We start from the raw sequence: 17633 nt of genomic DNA, 5'->3' as shown, positions 1-17633 counted from the left end.
CCCTTCGCCTTGTACGGGGCAACTTCTTCCTCGGACTTCGCGCAGATGCAGGCGAGTTCGAGTTCGACACCGAGCTTTTCCTTGTACTCGGCAATTTTCTGTTCCAGAATCTGAATGACACCGCCACCGACGGTTCCAGTACCAATTAAGCCAATACGCAGCATATTGCGTCTCCATTTTTTGATTTTTTCGGAGACACAATATAGAATTTTACGCTAGTAGCCTACAGCCACCTTGCGGATTCCATACCCTATCCGGAGCACAAAATAACTATATTTTTTTACATGGAACAGGAAATATCCAATCCGGCGATAAGCGACATTCTTAACGAGCAAAGGCTCAAGAACATTGTCTATCCGGCACGTCTCTTCAGGACGCGCCTCAACGAGGAATTCCTGAGGGCGAACCGCACCCGCAGGCCCTTCCTGTTCATCAAGGTTTACTCGCACCAGTACGACTTCTTTGGCTGGGGCCGCCCCTCGCGCATTGTGGAAAAGACCTGGCGCATCAGAGTGCTCACCATGTTCTCGCACCTCCGCTTCATCGACGTGCTCGGGTACCTGACCGACGAGAGCGGTATCGGGATTATCCTCCTGAATTCCGACATGAACACGCTGGAATCCATCCGCAAGGAAATCCTCCACAAGCTGAACGACGCGGGCCTTATCCAGGCTCTCCGCCACAAGCCCAAGAGCCCCATATTCCAGGCATACATCTACACCGGGCTCCAGGAAAAAGACAACCTGGAAATGGACGAAGCCCTCAAGAAGTTCAACAGCACCAACGGAAGCTTCTTCTCGCTCGAGCGCCTGAACCTCGACCATATCTGGCAGCACCCGCACAAGATTAAGTACCGGCACGCCATCAAGCGCCTTGTCGATGTCACCTGTTCGAGTCTAGCCCTGGTAGTCCTTTCCCCCATTCTCCTGTTCTGTGCCGCAGCAGTCAAGATTAGCGACCACAAGGGGCCGGTCATTTTCAAGCAGACCCGCGTGGGGCGTAACGGCAAACTGTTTACCATGTACAAGTTCCGAAGCATGTACGTGGATGCAGAAGAGCGCAAAAAGGAACTGATGGCCCAGAACGAGACTGGCGGCAAGACGTTCAAGATGAAGAACGACCCGCGCATTTACCCGTTCGGGCATGTGCTGCGCAAGTTCAGCCTTGACGAACTCCCTCAGCTCATCAATATTATCAAGGGCGACATGTCTATCGTGGGTCCGCGCCCGCCGATTCCTTCCGAGGTGGCGGAATACGAACCCTGGCACCGCATGCGCCTGTCCGTGACCCCTGGACTCACCTGTATTTGGCAGGTAAGCGGTCGAAGCAACATCTCGTTCGAAGGGCAGATGCGACTCGACAACGACTACATCCGTCGCGACGGCAATCTCGGAGACGATTTCAAGCTTATCCTCAAGACGTTCAAAGTCGTGTTCAAGGGCGAAGGAGCTTACTAGTTACTAGTTATTAGTTATTAGTTGTTAGTTGATAATTAGGCGACTTAGCCGCGACAAAAAAGCCAATGACCATAGACCAATGACTATTGACTATAAAAAAGGATGTGTGTATGTTTAAGAAATCCCTGACGGCGGCCTCGGTCGCCCTTGCTGCGGCATCGCTTGCGACAGCCGCAAATATCACGGTAGATCCCGCCAGCACGGCACAAAAGATTGTCGGATTTGGTGCGGGCGCAGCCTACTACCAAAGCTGGATTACCGCCATGAGTTCTTCGATGCAGAAGGACTTCTACGACACGGCATTTAACGGACTCAACCTCTCGCTGCTCCGCATCGGCAACTGGAAGCAAGAAGACTCCAAGAGCATTGCAGACGATGCCGCCATCGTGAAGGCCGGCAAGGAGCGCCTCGGCAACCGCCTCAAGATCGAGATGTCCAGCTGGTCTGCACCGGGCAACCTCAAACCGAGCGGCAGCGTGAACGGAAGCGATAACGGGCAGAAGCATTCCAAAAGCGAAAACACGCTCAAGACTTCGAGCAGCGACCCGTACGGCAAGTTCGTCTACAGCGAATTCGCCGGCTGGTGGAAAAAGAGCCTGCAGGCATACGCCGCCGCGGGCATCACTCCGGACTACATCAGCCTGCAGAATGAACCCGACATGGAAGCCGACTACGAAGAGACACTGTTCGAACCTAGCGAGACAAGCGAAATCGCCGGTTACAAGCAGGCTCTCCAGGCGGTTCGCGATTCCATCAGCACGCTTGCGAACCCGCCGAAGATTATCGGCCCCGAACCGCTCGGCATCGGCTACAGCAACTTCGAAAAGTACGCAAAGGCGCTCGACGACAAGAACCTCGACGGTTACGCCTACCACCTGTACCATGCGGGTGACGGCAACGACAACTCCGGAACCAACTACCTGAACCCGGAGAACTTCCGCAAGGCGATGACCGCTATCGGCAAGAACTATGGCAGCGACAACAAGCCTATCATCATGACGGAATTCTGCACTATGGAAAACGCCGTGCGCGAGCAGGACATGCTCGGCCTCGCCCATATTATGCAGGTCGGCTTTACGAGCGGCAAGCTGAACGCCTACATCGCCTGGGAACTCTTCTGGGGTGAACAGAACGGCCAGCTCATCGGCGTTTGCCCGGGCGAAGGCTGGAGCAGCTGCACCGAGGCAAAGCTCTACATCAACCCCGAATACCACGCCATGCGCCACTACTCGAAGTTCGTGAACCCGGGCTGGCGCGTCGTGAGCAGCACCGCCGACGGTAGCGACATCTATGCAGTCGCCTTCCGTAGCGCCGACTGCGATTCCATCTCCGTCATCGCCATCAACAAGGGTTCCGCACAGAACCTGAACTTCTCCGTGAACGGCTACAACCCGGTTTACGCCGTGCAGTCTACCGAAAGCGGCGAAAAGAGCAAGACCGTCACCGCAGGCGCCATCATCGACGCCCCTGCAAAGTCCATCACCACGGTCGTATTCACCACGAGCAACACGGCAGCGCTCCAGTGCGAAGACTCCCCCATCGACGACCCGTACATTGACCCCAACCAAAACTTCGGTGATTCTCTCGTGATTGTGGACTACGCGAACGAAACTTCCGCAGCGGGTTGGAAGAGCGACGAGACCCTCGGCAAGGTCACCTTCGAGACGACCGCGCTCGACGGAATTTCCAAGTACGTGAAGGTTCCGCTCGCAGGCTGCGCGCAGGATGACTGCGGCTACCAGCACGCCCTCTTCACCATTCCCGATGCAGCAGCAGTGAAGGAACCGCTTACCAAGTGCACGGACCTCGTGTTCACCATGCGTAGCATCGACGCCGAAGACGCCTCCGTGAACATCGGCGGCGCGGGCGGCAGCACCTGGAGCAACTACCAGTACGGAAACTCCGCCCCCGCGGGTTCCTGGGCCGAAGTATCCGTCCCGCTCGCAAACGAAATTGACTCGACCGGAGCCCCCTTCGGCTCCACGCAGCTCTCGTTCAACAGCGACAACGCCGGCATCTACATTGCAAAGATTGTGGCTACCGGATGTGGAGGCAGTTCCGCCATCAAGGGTATGCGCACGAACTTCGCCGCAAGCGACCTGAACAAGGAAGCGAAGGTGTTCGACATGAACGGCAACCTCCTCTGGAGCGGGATCAAGGGTCAGGCCCTGAACGCGGATGGAACTCTCCGCCTCGACCTCAAGAAGGGCATGTATATCGTGAAGACGAAGGCCACGACCGTAAAAATCGTGAGAAAGTAGAAGCAGCAAGCCTGTAGTTTAACCCCCACCCAGCATTTCATAAAAGCCCATAGTGACTAACAGTCGCATGGGCTTTTGTAGTTCCGGCTTTTTTTCACACGCCGGCAACAAACATCTCAAACTCAAGCACACTCCGTTTTTTTTGCGTAGAGCGGCGTTTCGCAAAGCGAACACTGGAACGAAGTGATTGTGTGAGCGTGCAAAGCGTCGCTTGTAGCAAACATTATAAATACGAAAACACCGGCTTAAAAGCCGGTGTTTTTGATGCATCAGTGACGCAATTACCCTTCTTCGAGGGCTTCCTTGAATTCGTCGACGATGGCGATATATTCGTCAATCTTGTCTTCCTTAGAATCCAGGAACGAGAGAATCTGGTCCAGGTGTTCCTTCTGGAACACGGCCTTGAGCTGGCGGCTCGCATGGCCCTTGTAGCCCCATTCCTTGAGAATCTCGTCGGTCACGAGGAAGGAATCGTCCATCGAGACGAAATGCATCGGGCCGTAGACAGCCCAGTTGTGTTCCTTCTGCATGCATTCCGGTTCCTGAAGTTCCGGGTTAGACATGAAGCGCTGGATATGGCGGGTACGCACGTCCTTGATCTTGTCGATGCGCATGTAACCCATAATGAGGTACTTGTTGCGCTTTTCGGAATCGCTAAGGCCTTCGTAGCGGGTGCCGAAAAGGATGTAGCGGCTCTTGGCACTCACAATGGCGTTGATGTTCTTCACATTGTAGCAGCTCATGAGGCCATAAGTGCTGGTTTCGTAGTTCGGCTCGTAAAGAAAACCCTTTTCATTTTCGTTGAGCTGGTCGCGCACCGGCATTTCGGACTGACGGCTGGTTTCCACGTAAAGCAGGCTTCCGGCGGCATTGCCACGGTAGTCCTGCCAACCTTCGAGATTGATCTGTGTCTTCGGCATGTTACTACTCACTATGATAAAAAAACACAAGCGGACCTAAATAGGTTCGTTAGTTACATTTGCAATGTACATTTTTATAAGTTACAGGACTACTGATTCTGCCGAAATTCTGTCAATTCCGAACAAAAACGCCCCTTTTTCGAAAAATTCGGCAGTATCCGAGGTCAGATACGTCGTTTTTCCGCCCTTCGTGAGCCTGGATTCCATCTCCGGATGGCGCCTGAGGTAGTCAAGCGTCTTGCCCGCGACGATATCGCCCTGGAAAACGAGCCGAACCTGCGGTGGCAGTGCGGCTCGAATTTCTCGTTCCAAAAGCGGGTAGTGCGTGCAGGCCAAAAGCACCGTATCGATTTCGGGGTCCTGTGCCAGCAGGGCGTCGACATCCTTCTTCACGAAGAAGGCCGCCCCCTCGGTACCTGCCTCCCCGCATTCCACCAGCGGCACCCACATGGGGCAGGCATGCTGTGTCACCTTCATGTCCGGGAAGAAGTGGCTTATCTCTATCCCGTAACTGTTCGAGGAAACCGTACCCGCGGTAGCAAAAATCCCGATGTGGCCCGTCTTGCTGAACTTGCCAATCTCTTCGGTCGTGGGCCTAATAATGCCCAGCACCCGCCTGTCCGGGAACTCGAACGGCAGCACCTGCTGCTGGATGCTCCGGAGCGCCCGCGCCGACGCCGTATTGCAGGCAAGTATCACCAGCGGGCAACCGCGGGCAAAGAGCGTGCGGACCGATTCCAGCGTATAGCGGTAAATCGTCTCGAAACTGCGCGACCCGTAAGGCGCCCGCGCGTTATCGCCCAGGTACAGAAAGTCATAATCCGGCAAGGCCTTCTTCAGGTCGCGGAGTATGGTAAGCCCGCCAAATCCCGAATCGAAAACACCTATCATACCGCCGCTTCCATCCGTTCGCGAACAATGCGCATCAAGTCCTTGCGGGCATCAAGTTTCGCGTTTTCGGCAAGCATCGCCTTCACGTCGAGCGGCTCGAGCACCTTCACCGAAACCTTCTTGCGCTTTGCATCCTTGCGGTGTTCCCACGCAAATCCGGAGCCCTTGATAAACACAGGCAAAATCGTCGCTTCCGCCTCGAGCGCCAGCCTGAAGCCGCCGCTCTTGAACGGCACCATATTTTCGTCCTTGCCACGCGTTCCTTCGGGGAATATAAAGAGCCTCGGGGCACGGCCATGTGCCATAGCCTCGCGGATAAGCGCAGCACCGCCACCCTTCTCGCGGTTCACGAACACGCAGCCGATTTCCTTCATCCAGAAGTTGAGGAAGGGAATCATGTGCAGTTCCGTCTTCGCGATAAAACCGATAGTGCGTTCAATCGCGAGGAAGATAATCGGGATATCCGCATACGAATTGTGGTTTCCCATCACAAAGACAGGGCGGGTCCAGTCCACCTTCGAAAGGATTGCCTGGTCCTCGATGGAAAGGTCAATGCGGAGCACCTTCATGCAGAACCTGCCGAAGCTCTGGATTTTCTTGTCTATCCAGAGGCCCATCTGCCCCCTATGGGCAATGCGCACGAACGGCAGAGCCAGAATGTGGATAAACATGTACGAAAGCACCACAACGACAACATATATTTTGAACAAAATAACAGGCATTTTCAATTCCGGAATAAGGGTGTCTTTTCGGGGCAGGAACCGGGACTTTCTGTAGTTACGGAGTCTGCCCTTCCAAAACCGCTGTTTGCAATATAACAAAATCAGGTATGCTTCGGCACGGGTAACGCCCACATAATAGAGCCTGCGTTCTTCGTCCAACTGCTTTTTGCGCTGTTTTGCACTGCCAGTACATTCCCCCGGAGTAAGCCCTTCGGCAATGCCCGCGTAGAACACCACGGCGTACTGCAACCCCTTGGATGCATGAACTGTCTCTATATGGATACCGTCTTCCACCTCCTCCCCATCGCTGGTTTCGTCCCCCGCCACCGGGAGTTCCGCATCGCGCAGAACTTCCTCGTAATAGGCACGCTGACGGTTATAACGCACGAGAATCGCGAAGTTTTTCCAAGCGAGATCGTACGCTTCACGCAGTTCCTTGATTTTGCAGATAATCTTCATCATTTCCTCGATGGGGTTTTCCGACACCCACACCTCGGGTTCACGGTTTTCCCTGAACAGCGGATTTCCGCCCGAGCCGTTCGGGTTGCCCGCGCGCAAGACCTTCCGCAGCCGGAGAGGCTTGTTCTCGAATATCGCGTTCGCAAGGTGCAATATGTTCGAGGTCGAGCGGTAGTTCCACTCCAGGCGAATCAAGGTACTCTCCTTGAAGTCGTCGCAAAAGCGATTGATGTTCCCGATATCCGCGCCGCGGAACCCGTATATCGCCTGGTCGTCGTCGCCCACCACGAACAGGCTTTTCCTGTCACCCAGGAGCGCCTTCACCATGCGGTACTGCGAGGGGTTTATGTCCTGGTATTCGTCGACAAGGATTTCGGTCCACTGCCTGTGGAAATATGCACGGGCCTCTTCATGATTTTCAAGCAGGCGAATCGCAAGGTAAATGAGGTCCTCGAATACGACCTGCCCGGTTTCGAGTACGGAGACGCGCAGTTTGTCGAGCCTAGAACTGAGCGACGACGGGAACGCATCGTCAAAGAGGCGCTCCCGGTCGAGTTCCTTCGCCGGGATTTTCTGCCGCACCAGGTTTTCCACAAAGTCTTCCGCGGGGCTATCCTGCGGTACGGGAGGTTTCTTAAGCCCCACCATCTCGTAGGCGAACTTACCCCCGATGTTTTGCTTGAGCATGTAGAGAGCAAGCGAATGGAACGTACACAGCCGTACAGGCGCCCCCGGGAAAAGTTTCTGCACGCGTTCCCGCATTTCAGAAGCGGCCTTCGCGGTAAACGTGAGCGCCAGGATATTTTCCGGATTCACGCCCATCGCAATGCGGTACTGGATTCGCTTGGTAAGCACGGAAGTCTTGCCCGAGCCCGCCCCCGCAAGTATCAAAAGTTGTGCATTTTTTTCGTGGTCGTGCAATACGGCCGCGCGCTGGTCTGCATTCAGGCCACGCAAGATGCCTTCGGCATCCATAATTACCTCGATGGATTGGGTGCTATTTCCCCTGCACCCTACCTAAATCAAATCAGGATTGTTTGTCCTGACAGCCTGCACTATTCGCGTTTCCTCCCAACAGGAACACGAACGCGCCAAATAAACTCAAGACCAGGCTCACGAAATATGCAAGCAACTGGATAACAACCGATTCAAGACTCGCCACTCCGGCACGGGCAAACAGGGACTGCGCCAGGAGTTCACGCGGGCCGAACCCGCCAATCGATATCGGGAGAGCGCTCACGATGGCTACCAGCGGAATGTAGTAGAAATACCACGAAACCGAAAGTTCCACGCCCACGGCGATACCGCAAAAGAAATGCACCAGAATGCGAAGCGACTGCGTCGCAAAAGACAACGCCGAAATCTGCGCCCAAAGCTTTACCGAACGGAAATGCCGAAACCTCTCGAACATGCGCACCAGCCTCTCACCCACGCTCTTGGGCAAAAAGCGCGACATGAGGTTGGTCGCAATGCGCCCGAGCCGCTTGCTGCAAAGGCCCGCAAACATGGCGCAGAACCCGAGGAAAATCCAGATGGACGGCCACACGAAGGCTCGTTGCGCATCGTCGTGCACAAAGAACAGCGCCCCCATCGCAAGCGCGAACAACGTCACAAAGAACAATCCGAACAACCTATCAAAGAATGTCGCCGTAAGGCCCGCGCCTACCGTATCTTGCCCACCCTGCATGCGGATATCGTAGACCTTTTTCACGTCGCCGCCAACATTCCCCGGCATAAAATTGTTAAAGAACAAGCCCACGTAGTAGAGCTTGAGCAGGCGGGCATAGCCCAGGTGAACGCCCTGACGTTCGAGCAAAAGTTTCCACTGCAGGCACGCCGTGAAGTTCGAAACCGCAAGGCACACCAGCGCCACCACGAACGGCAGAACGCTCTTGGCCGAGAACAACCGGTACAAGTCACCGCTGTCCCAATCCGGCGAACCGACGATGTTCCGGTACACAAAGTACGCAGGGACAAGCGTCACCGTGAGCTTGAGCGCAAAAACGAGCGCCGACTTTATTTTAGGGTTGAGCGCCATAAATTAGGGTTTGCGGCCAATGACTCCAATAGAGAGCTGCGTGTAGTGCATGACCGGCACAGACTTCAGCGCATCAAGGATAGCATCCTTCGCCTTCTGGTACGCGGTGCCGTTGAGCGGGTACTTCGGGAGTTCCACCCCGAGCTTGAACCCGAGTTCGCGAAGCATGCGGTAGAACAGGTTCGGGCGCATCCAGTCGCCGTAGGCATATTCGCACTTGAACCCGGCATCGACCATGAGCTTTTTCAACTGTCCCATGGTAAACTGCTTTTCCCAGCCGGCGAACCACTTGTCCATCGCAATCAAGATATGCTTGATGACCGTGTAGGGGTGAACCGTCTGCGGCACATCGCAGAGGCAGCACCCACCATGCTTCAAGATGCGGTAGTTCTCCTTGATGAGCGGGAGCGAATCCTTGAAGTGCTCCGCCAAACCCTGATGGAACACCAAGTCAAAAGTGCAATCCGGGAAGGGCGCCTTGAACGCATCGCCACGGACGAGTTTCAAGTTATCGTAAAGGTTTTCACGCGCACGGAGCGCATCGACAATCTTGAGGCTGTTTTCGGCAAAGTCGAGAACGTAGACATCCGCCCCCAGCTTCGCAAGTTCCGCACTGTCTCGACCCGTACCCGCACCCACCTCCAGGATTTTTAGCCCCTGGAGCTTAAAGTTCTTCTTAATAGCATTCAGCACCGACGGAGACGAGGGATACACCTTGTCCATGTCGTTTTTACGCTGCCAAAAACGGTTCCATACAGATTGATCGGGTTCTTTAATTGACATAACGGGCAAAATATACGAAAATAGAACAGAAGGAGAGTATTGTATGAGATAGATTCTGCTCTATTTACCGCTGTCCCTATTTACAAAATTCGTGACATTTGTTACATTTTGTAACTAAATTCTAGAAAACAAGACAAGAAATAGTCAAAAACAGGTCCCTAAACCGTCTTTTTCGCGCCAAATAAACATTTTTTTGAAAACCCACGAAAATTTTACACTTTTGGCACGTTACTTGCTAATAAAAAAAGCGATATTTAAGGGGCAAGGAAATAAAATGCATATAGATTCCACCGATACCACACTCAAGCGTTACCTTGAAGATATTAGAAGGACCGCTCCCCTTTCCCGTGAAGAAGAGCAGATTCTTTTCCAGAAAGCAAAAGAAGGTGACAAGATAGCCCGCAAGAAACTTATCTCCGCGAACATGCGTTTCGTGCTGAAGGTCGCCATCCAGTACCGCGGCTGCCCCATTCCGCTCCCGGACCTGGTGAGCGAAGGCGCCATGGGCCTCGTGCGCGCCATCGAGTCGTTCGAACACACCCGCGGTCTCAAGTTCATCAGTTACGGCGTGTGGTGGATCAAGGCTTACATTACCCGTGCCATCAACGAGCAGGGTAACCTCATCCGCCTGCCGGCAAACCAGCACCTTCGCGTGCGCAAGGCTTTGCACGAGCAGTCCCGCGGTAAGGAAATCAACGAAGAAATCCGTGAGCTCATTCAGATTGGCCAGCGCGGCGTTTCCTTCGATAGCCCGCTGAAGGCAGACTCCAAGGCGACGTACGCCGAAGTGTTGCCCGATACCGGCGCATCGAACCCGGAAGCCGATTCCGAAATCCAGAGCGTCGAAATGCTCGCTCGCGACTTGATGGAACAGCTGCCCGAACGCGAAGCAAAGGTCATCACCGGCATCTTCGGTATCAACCAGGAAGCCCCGCAGACGTTGCGTGAAGTCGGCGAGTCCATGAACATCTCGCACGAACGCGTACGCCAGCTGCGTGACCAGGCTCTGCGCCGCATCCGCAAGTACAACAGCAAGGAATTCCTGCAAGAAAAGAAGGACGCGTTCCTGGCCGCCATCAACAAATAATTGTCGGTATAAAACGTTTATAGCCCGCATCGCTGCGGGCTATTTTTTTGCCTATGAAACAAAGTGGTTTTACATTAGTTCAACCGACAAATGGGGAGCATTTTACTCAAATATTCAAAAATTGGTAACGTATATTTTCTTTCGCAAATTCCGCTAAGGGGGTAAAAAAATAGGATGTTCCAATTTTTAGATTTGAAATAACCACAAATCAAACACAAAAAAAGGACCATCCTATGGAAAGAAATATAATCAAAATCGACGAAGCCGGCCTCAAGGACGACCTGAAAACGCTCATCCGTGGCACAGTCGAGGACACGCTCAACGCCATGCTAGACGAGGAGGCGGCAGACCTCTGCAATGCCGAGAAGCACGAACGCTCCGAAGGCCGCAGGAACTACCGCAGCGGCCACTACCACAGGAAACTCCTCACGGGCGCGGGAGAGCTCGACATCGCCGTACCAAAACTGCGCCTGGCCCCGTTCGAGACGGCCATCATAGAGCGCTACCGGCGCAGGGAATCGTCCGTGGAGGAATCGCTCATCGAGATGTACCTTGCGGGCGTATCCGTTCGCCGCGTAGAGGACGTCACCGAACTCCTGTGGGGCTCCCGCGTAAGCGCCTCAACGGTCAGCAACCTGAGCCAGAAGGTGTACGGCAAGATCGAGGAGTGGCGCAACAGACCACTCTCCGGCGAATACCCCTACGTGTTCGTGGACGGCATCTACCTGAAGCGCAGCTGGGGAGGCGAAATGACCAGCGTGTCGGTGCTTGTGGCCATAGGCGTGAACGGCGACGGCTACCGCGAAATCCTCGGTGCGGCGGAAGGTGCGAGCGAGAGCAAGGAATGCTGGAAATCGTTCCTGCTAAGCCTGAAGAAACGCGGCCTGAAGGGGGTGCGCCTGTTCACCTCGGACAAGCACCTGGGCTTCCTGGAATCCGCATCGGAGGTCTTCCCGGATGTCAAATGGCAGCGCTGTACGGTTCACTTCTTCAGGAACGTGTTCACGAAGGTGCCCCGCAACAAGTTCGCCGCAGTGGCCGCCCTCCTCAAGGCCACCTACGCCCAGGAGGACCGCGAGGCCACGCTAGCCAAGATCAAGGATGTTGAACGCAAGTTGCGCGAGATGAAACTGAACTCGGCCGCGGACATGTACGCGAAGGGAGTTGGCGAAACGCTGACGTACCTGGAGTTCCCCAGCCAGCACTGGCGCAATATCCGGACGAACAACATCCTCGAACGGCTGAATCGCGAGATACGCAGAAGGACTCGTGTTGTCGGCTGCTTCCCGGACGGGGAATCGGCCCTTATGCTTGTCTGCGCAAGGCTAAGGCATGTCGCTTCGAAGGAATGGGGCACCAAGAGGTACCTGAACATGAAACACCTATACGAGCAGGAAAAGGAAAACGAACTGAAACGTGAACTGGAAAAACACGGAAAGAAAGGAAATGTAGCCTAAATCTGATGTTGGAACAAACTATTTTTGCGAAAAACCCTTGACACTACCCAAAAATTCTCAATTTTCTCCTTATATTCACTTATTCTAGGAAAATTTTTTTTGCAAAATTTTTCTTCTGGCAAATCAATTTTCCAATTCAATTTTTTTTCAAATTCAGCTGTAATCCTCCATTTAGAATGATTTTGACATGATCCGTACGATGTAAGATTCTCAATTTCAATCCCGTTTTTGATTTCTTTATACGTGAAATAGTTGGTATTTATATCAACGATCGAATCAAAGTCTATCTCATCAACAGTCCCTATTTTATTATTCTGCATAAAATATTTTTCTTGACAATCAACATATGCTTGCAAAACAGATTCCAACCTTTTTTGACCAATTATTGAATAATTCGCAAATTGATTTAAGCACTCTAACCCTGAAATTAGCAGGTAAAAACAGCCAACAACAGGGAGCAACACATTCATCCATTTGGCTGCGCTGAACACATTTTTCTTTCTCTTGTTAAAAAATTTCCCATGACAAATACTCCACAAATCACAAAAGCATAGAAATCTAATTGTCACAACCGCAGCAGGTGCAACAAAATAAAAATAAAAGGGAAAAACAAACATACCAAAGAATCCACATAGAAGTGAATAAGTAAAACTTCCAAAAAGAAGATAGGCGAGACCTCTTAAATAGTACCCCGTCATAAAAAGATGCAATCCACATTCTCCACCTAAAGTAGCAAGCCAAAAAACAATTGTTCCTTTAGACGTTTCTACATCTTTTTCCAAAGCATCCGTTTTCAAGTCCTCATTAATTTGCGACTTAATCTTATTCATACTATAACTGGGGTTTACTGCGTCACACCACAGGCAGCGAGGCATATCATCTTCGTATTTTTGATTACATTTTGGGCAAATCACTGCAACCACTTACTCCTAATCCATTTTTGTAAAATCAAAGAAAGAGCCCCGTGAGGGGCCCTTTCCTAAGAAGGAGAAAATATTGAGCGGCATCCGGAACCTTAATCCCATCAGGAGGGGAGCTATGATGGAAATAGATAGGATTTACCTTTCAACCATCCCAACGTTTACAAATATAACTAAAGTTCAGCGCGATTTCAAAACTTTTTTGTAAAATTATTCTTCGCGGAACACAATCTTGCACTTCGGGAGGAACCTGAACCCACCACGGCGGTGGCGTTCAATTTCGAAGTATTTCTTGACGCCTTCGCTGTTGCCGTCCTTCTCGTCGGTGCCGTTGATGTGCGCAATCACGCGGTTCAGGCGGCTTTCGAAGTTCGGGCGGAGCGGGTCCATGCAAATCGACGGGTCGCGCTTGAATTCACGGTTTTCGTATTCTTCGCGGCCGGTTGCGGTGTATTCGCGGAGCAAGTTGCGCAGGATCCTCGCGGGCACATTGCGCATCAGGTGCTTGCGGTTCACCGAGATAGAGTCGTCGCTCTTGTAGTAAACCACTTCCACGGAATCGTTCATGGCTCCAAGCAGCTGTTCCTGGGTCTTCTGCACCGGCTTCCAGGCATCAAATTCCTGCTTCACCACAGAGCTCATCAACTTGAGGAACGGTTCCGAGGTAATCACGTTCGCCTTGAACCGCACATCGAGGATGTTGCTCGGCGTACCATAGTAGCAGCCCTTACGGAGCAGTACGGAATTCGTCTTTTCGTCACGCAGGTCTTCAAGGGCGAGCACACAGCCCACATCGCGTTCAGGCGTATTTTCCCACTCAAATCCAAGCTTGTCGAGGCACTCACCGAAGGTGGCGGTCCGACCCACAAGTTTGTCTCCAATGTAGACGTTGCCATCCTTCATTTCTGCTTCGACGCGGCCTTCAAGGGCCTCGATAAACGAAGTCTGGGTAGCCTCGTATTCCATGTATTCGTATGCAGGCGTGTTCAGGAGGAGCGGGCCTACACGGAACATGCCGAGAATCCAGCGCATGGGGTTCGAGACTAGCGCACCCGGAGTTTCAAACCGGAAGGCGAGGAACATATTCCTCATGTCGTTTTCGGTCGAATCCCTGAGAATAGAGGCGTGCGTGAGGAACGGGTAGCGCTTCGGAATAGTTTCCAGGCAAAGCGCACGGACGTCCTGGGTCTGGTAGAACTGCGATACGAACGGCAGGTAGGTACGCAACACGCTACGGGCAGGGACTGCCTCAAAATCAGCACAGCGCTTTACGATACGTTCAATAAACTCATCCGGGTTTTCGCCACGCTCATACAGCCACGAAACGATATTATCGGCAATAAAGCGGTGCGAATTCTCATCGATAAGGGAGCCTTCAAAAAACAAGTCGTTCACCAACTTGACATCGAACCTCGGGTCACGTCGCATAAGCGTGAGCAAATCCTTCACAGAATATGAAGTCAACAGTTCAATATGAATCAGTTGCATGAAGAAATTCGAAATCACTATTCTAACCTCGCTTTTTGTTAGACCCCCTAACCGGAATCCAATGACAATTTAACAAAAAAACAAGCACTATATATAGGTTTTGGCTATATTTGTGCCATGAAAACCGCTGAAATACACCTTTTACCGGATGAAATAATCAATAAAATCGCTGCGGGCGAAGTTATTGAGCGTCCGGCGTCGGCTGTAAAGGAACTTATAGAGAATTCCATCGACGCAGGGGCCACCCGTATACAGGTGCAAATCGAAGAAGGCGGCAAAAAGAAGATTCTCGTTGTAGATAACGGCAAAGGCATGGGCAAGAAAGACCTTGACCTGTGCTACCTGAGGCACACGACTTCCAAACTGTATACGGCAGACGACCTGTTCCACCTGCAAACAAATGGATTCCGCGGGGAAGCCGTCGCATCAATTGCCGCCATCTCGAAAATGACCATTTCGACCTCTACCGAAGACGGCGACGGAGGAAGGCTTATACTCAAGGGCGGGCAAGTCGAAAGCGAAGAACCCTACGCCGCAGGCCATGGCACCACATTCCTTATCGAAGACCTGTTTTTCAATACGCCTGTGCGCCGGAGCTTCCTCGGGAGCGAAACCTCCGAGGGAACGAAGATTCTCGATGTAATCATAAAAACAGCCATCTCACACCCCGAGATTCGCTTCGATTACAAGGTGGGCGAAAAAAGCGTGTTCATAGGCGTTCCCGGTGAACTGCGTTCGAGACTCGCCGAAGCAATAGGCTCCGGGATAGCAAAGAGCCTATTGCCGGTCGACTATACCGAGGCGGGCATCCATGTTACGGGATACATCTCCCCCACGACCGAAACGAAGGGGAAACGTCACCACCAATTTTTGTTCATGCGAAACCGCCCGATTGAAAACAAGATGATAGGGAAAGCGGTCTCGCAGGCGTACGAGCCCTACGGGGCGCAGTGCAAGCCGGTAACGGTCTTGTTCCTCGACATGCCCGATACCGAATTCGACGTGAACGTCCACCCGGCAAAGCGCGAAGTGCGATTCGCGAACCAGAACCTCGTATTCCTGGTGGTGAACCACGCCATTCGCGATACGTTCCAGAAGGACCTGGAAGCAAATTCCCCGTTTATTGACCTAAGCGGAGAATTCAACACCCAAAGTACAAACAACGTAAGCGCAACCACGCCTCCCAGTTCGGCGGGCGATACACAAAATTTGCCGGACAATTCGTTCGCGCAACCCCTCTACAAGCCAGTCGCTCCGAATTACAAGCAAGGCATACAGGAGACCCGCAAGGCAACCCGCTACGATGTTTCGGATGACGTGCAGGACCTGTTCTCGCAACCCGAGGCGGGGAAAATCATTTCGCTAGAACCGAGTGAAGGGAACGTCCCCGTTCCAGAGCCGGAACCGCAACCGTGGAAGGCTCCTACCCTGTTCCAGATTGCGGACACCTACATTGCGGGCGAAGACGCGGAAGGCCTGCTGATTATAGACCAGCATGCGGCGCACTCGCGCATCTTGTACGAGAAGGCGCTTAATATTCTACAAAAGGGCGCAGACCTTGATTGCCAGGAACTGCTTTTCCCCGAACTGATTGAATTCAGCAAGATCGAAAAGCAAATCTTTGCCAGCGTCGACGAGCAATTGCGCAAGTTGGGATTCTTCGTAGAGCCCTTCGGCGGTGACACCTTCCAGATTCGAGCAATCCCGAGCGCACTCAAGTTATCTAGAGCCGTAAAGGCGGTTCACGAATTCCTGGACAGTTGCGCCGAAAGCGGCGACAAGGGCGACGCTTCGGTGGTACAGGATACGCTTGCGAAGGCCTGGTCCAAGACGAACGCGTACCAGGCGGGCGACAAACTCAAGCCCGAAGAAATGGCGATGCTTGTAGGCCAACTGATGGCGACCGAAAATCCGCTGAAGTCGCCTTACGGCGCTCCTACGCTAATGCGTATCACGCTCGACGAACTCGCAAAGAAATTCCGTCATTAACGATTCGGCGCTCGTTGAAGCGGCGAAGGTCTTTACCAGGTCTGCAACCATCGAGCGTGGCGGATTTTCGAGTGCATTCCGGAGAGTTTCCGCAACACGTTCGGCACTATCTTTTTTGCGGGATGCACCCCGCGTGAAAAAATATTCCGGATATGCGGAACGCCCGAGCAGCACGTTCGGTAGGGCAAAATAATCCGTCTTCACGAAATGTTTCCCGATGAAATACGTGAGCGGGTCAAGCACATCGGCAACTACGAGCGGTACGCCCGAAAGCGCAAGTTCCAGCGTGGCAGAGCCCGGCATGCAGAGCGCAGCCGCATGGCGGGCGTAAAAGGCGGCACGTTCGCGGGCTTCTTGCGGGGCAACATCAATGCGCAACCAGGCAGGGACACTCCCTGCAGGGGACAATTTTGCCACTGCTCGTTCAAACTGCATTTTGAGCGATTCGCGGGATGCGACAAGCACGAAGTTCCTTTCGGGGTGAAGCGCGTGTACCCGCGATACGACCTCCATAAAGAAGGGCAAGTTGCGGAGAGCCTGCGACTCGCGGCTACCGGGCAATACGACTACGTCTTGGTTCGGGCGGGTTTCGCGCGCGTCCGGGCCGATTGCCCGCGAATTCGGGCTGGTTGCACGCGAATTCGGGCCGATTGCACGCGCGCCCACCGCCCGCAAGAAGGGGTGCTCCAGAATCTCGGCACCCAGCCCGAGGGATTCATAAACACGCCGTTCAAAATTAAAGAGCACCGCCAGTTTCGCGCCCCTCAAGCGGCGGGCGCGGTGCTTTTTCCAGGCCCAGACCTGCGGGGGCGCCACATACAGAACCGGCTTTTTTAAAGCGAGTGCCCTGCGGCACAACTTCATGTTGAACCCGGGATAATCAATGCAGACCAGCGCTACGCAGGAATCTTCCCGCAGGAGCGATTCCAAATGCGAGAATATTTTCTTCAGGCGAAAGACCCGCGGGAGCACGTCGCCGAAACCCGATACGGGCAAGGTTTCGTAGTCCCCTACCGGCACAAGGCCCGCACGCTGCATGCGCGGGCCACCTACTCCAAGAACGTTCATTCCGCTTTCTACTGCGGGGCGGACAAGGGTTTCGCCCAGTACGTCGCCGGAATCTTCACCTGCGCAAAAGAGAACGAACGGTCTGGCCTGCAT

At 53.3% G+C, this 17633-nt stretch carries 13 protein-coding genes; 5 read left to right on the top strand and 8 right to left on the bottom strand.

All coding sequences use genetic code 11. The features are described from left to right. Nucleotides 1-284 precede the first annotated feature (284 nt). Both BUA44_RS14845 and BUA44_RS14840 read left to right on the top strand, forming a co-directional pair. Nucleotides 285-1457: a sugar transferase gene (locus BUA44_RS14845; protein ID WP_072813619.1), complete on the top strand. Its 1173-nt coding sequence runs from the start codon at nucleotides 285-287 to the stop codon at nucleotides 1455-1457. A gap of 110 nt (nucleotides 1458-1567) precedes the next feature. Next, nucleotides 1568-3718 carry a glycosyl hydrolase gene (locus tag BUA44_RS14840; protein WP_072813617.1) on the top strand — a complete coding sequence of 717 codons (2151 nt, stop codon included), beginning with the start codon at nucleotides 1568-1570 and terminating at the stop codon, nucleotides 3716-3718. Between the two features lie 281 nt (nucleotides 3719-3999). On the opposite strand, the gene BUA44_RS14835 is transcribed toward BUA44_RS14840, so the two are convergent. The 5 genes from BUA44_RS14835 to BUA44_RS14815 all read right to left on the bottom strand — a co-directional run bounded on the left by BUA44_RS14835 (nucleotide 4000) and on the right by BUA44_RS14815 (nucleotide 9531). Further along, nucleotides 4000-4638, bottom strand: coding sequence for a hypothetical protein (locus BUA44_RS14835; protein ID WP_072813615.1), 639 nt, complete (start codon nucleotides 4636-4638; stop codon nucleotides 4000-4002). Between the two features lie 81 nt (nucleotides 4639-4719). After that, the gene (gene murI, locus BUA44_RS14830) at nucleotides 4720-5529 is read right to left on the bottom strand and encodes a glutamate racemase (protein ID WP_072813613.1); all 810 of its coding nucleotides are present in this window, start codon (nucleotides 5527-5529) and stop codon (nucleotides 4720-4722) included. Beyond that, nucleotides 5526-7685 (bottom strand): UvrD-helicase domain-containing protein, encoded by a 2160-nt coding sequence (locus BUA44_RS14825; protein WP_072813611.1) that lies wholly within the window; start codon nucleotides 7683-7685, stop codon nucleotides 5526-5528. Before BUA44_RS14825 ends, murI begins: the two co-directional genes overlap by 4 nt. A gap of 52 nt (nucleotides 7686-7737) precedes the next feature. Further along, complete coding sequence (locus BUA44_RS14820) at nucleotides 7738-8748, bottom strand: lysylphosphatidylglycerol synthase transmembrane domain-containing protein (protein ID WP_072813609.1); 1011 nt, start codon at nucleotides 8746-8748, stop codon at nucleotides 7738-7740. Between the two features lie 3 nt (nucleotides 8749-8751). Then, a complete protein-coding gene (locus tag BUA44_RS14815) occupies nucleotides 8752-9531 on the bottom strand; it encodes a class I SAM-dependent methyltransferase (RefSeq protein ID WP_072813628.1) in 780 nt (259 codons plus the stop codon). Nucleotides 9532-9805: 274 nt separating this feature from the next. Between BUA44_RS14815 and BUA44_RS14810 the strand changes: the two genes are divergently transcribed. Both BUA44_RS14810 and BUA44_RS14805 read left to right on the top strand, forming a co-directional pair. Further along, nucleotides 9806-10618: a sigma-70 family RNA polymerase sigma factor gene (locus BUA44_RS14810; RefSeq protein ID WP_072813607.1), complete on the top strand. Its 813-nt coding sequence runs from the start codon at nucleotides 9806-9808 to the stop codon at nucleotides 10616-10618. A gap of 197 nt (nucleotides 10619-10815) precedes the next feature. After that, nucleotides 10816-12075 carry an IS256 family transposase gene (locus BUA44_RS14805; protein ID WP_255370585.1) on the top strand — a complete coding sequence of 420 codons (1260 nt, stop codon included), beginning with the start codon at nucleotides 10816-10818 and terminating at the stop codon, nucleotides 12073-12075. Here the strand turns inward: BUA44_RS14805 and BUA44_RS14800 are convergent. Both BUA44_RS14800 and BUA44_RS14795 read right to left on the bottom strand, forming a co-directional pair. Next, entirely contained in the window at nucleotides 12072-12905 is an 834-nt protein-coding gene (locus BUA44_RS14800) for a hypothetical protein (protein WP_178348812.1), read from the bottom strand. The two genes, BUA44_RS14805 and BUA44_RS14800, sit on opposite strands and share 4 nt — an antisense overlap. 300 nt (nucleotides 12906-13205) lie before the next feature. Then, entirely contained in the window at nucleotides 13206-14459 is a 1254-nt protein-coding gene (locus BUA44_RS14795) for a hypothetical protein (protein WP_255370584.1), read from the bottom strand. Nucleotides 14460-14600: 141 nt separating this feature from the next. On the opposite strand from BUA44_RS14795, the gene mutL reads away from it, so the two are divergent. Next, the gene (mutL, locus tag BUA44_RS14790) at nucleotides 14601-16472 is read left to right on the top strand and encodes a DNA mismatch repair endonuclease MutL (RefSeq protein ID WP_072813597.1); all 1872 of its coding nucleotides are present in this window, start codon (nucleotides 14601-14603) and stop codon (nucleotides 16470-16472) included. Here mutL and BUA44_RS14785 read toward each other — a convergent pair. Then, the gene (locus BUA44_RS14785) at nucleotides 16425-17633 is read right to left on the bottom strand and encodes a lipid-A-disaccharide synthase (protein WP_072813594.1); all 1209 of its coding nucleotides are present in this window, start codon (nucleotides 17631-17633) and stop codon (nucleotides 16425-16427) included. The genes mutL and BUA44_RS14785 overlap by 48 nt on opposite strands.

The organism is Fibrobacter sp. UWR3 (assembly GCF_900143055.1).
Classification (GTDB): domain Bacteria; phylum Fibrobacterota; class Fibrobacteria; order Fibrobacterales; family Fibrobacteraceae; genus Fibrobacter.
Note: the sequence above shows the minus strand (reverse complement) of the source record. Positions and strands in the feature narration are given on the sequence as shown.

Bases quoted from the DNA above. Each gene is read 5' to 3' on its own strand.
- BUA44_RS14845 (WP_072813619.1), top strand. From the start codon at position 285: ATGGAACAGGAAATATCCAATCCGGCGATAAGCGACATTCTTAACGAG.
- BUA44_RS14840 (WP_072813617.1), top strand. From the start codon at position 1,568: ATGTTTAAGAAATCCCTGACGGCGGCCTCGGTCGCCCTTGCTGCGGCA.
- BUA44_RS14835 (WP_072813615.1), bottom strand. From the start codon at position 4,638: ATGCCGAAGACACAGATCAATCTCGAAGGTTGGCAGGACTACCGTGGC.
- murI (WP_072813613.1), bottom strand. From the start codon at position 5,529: ATGATAGGTGTTTTCGATTCGGGATTTGGCGGGCTTACCATACTCCGC.
- BUA44_RS14825 (WP_072813611.1), bottom strand. From the start codon at position 7,685: ATGGATGCCGAAGGCATCTTGCGTGGCCTGAATGCAGACCAGCGCGCG.
- BUA44_RS14820 (WP_072813609.1), bottom strand. From the start codon at position 8,748: ATGGCGCTCAACCCTAAAATAAAGTCGGCGCTCGTTTTTGCGCTCAAG.
- BUA44_RS14815 (WP_072813628.1), bottom strand. From the start codon at position 9,531: ATGTCAATTAAAGAACCCGATCAATCTGTATGGAACCGTTTTTGGCAG.
- BUA44_RS14810 (WP_072813607.1), top strand. From the start codon at position 9,806: ATGCATATAGATTCCACCGATACCACACTCAAGCGTTACCTTGAAGAT.
- BUA44_RS14800 (WP_178348812.1), bottom strand. From the start codon at position 12,905: ATGAATAAGATTAAGTCGCAAATTAATGAGGACTTGAAAACGGATGCT.
- mutL (WP_072813597.1), top strand. From the start codon at position 14,601: ATGAAAACCGCTGAAATACACCTTTTACCGGATGAAATAATCAATAAA.
- BUA44_RS14785 (WP_072813594.1), bottom strand. From the start codon at position 17,633: ATGCAGGCCAGACCGTTCGTTCTCTTTTGCGCAGGTGAAGATTCCGGC.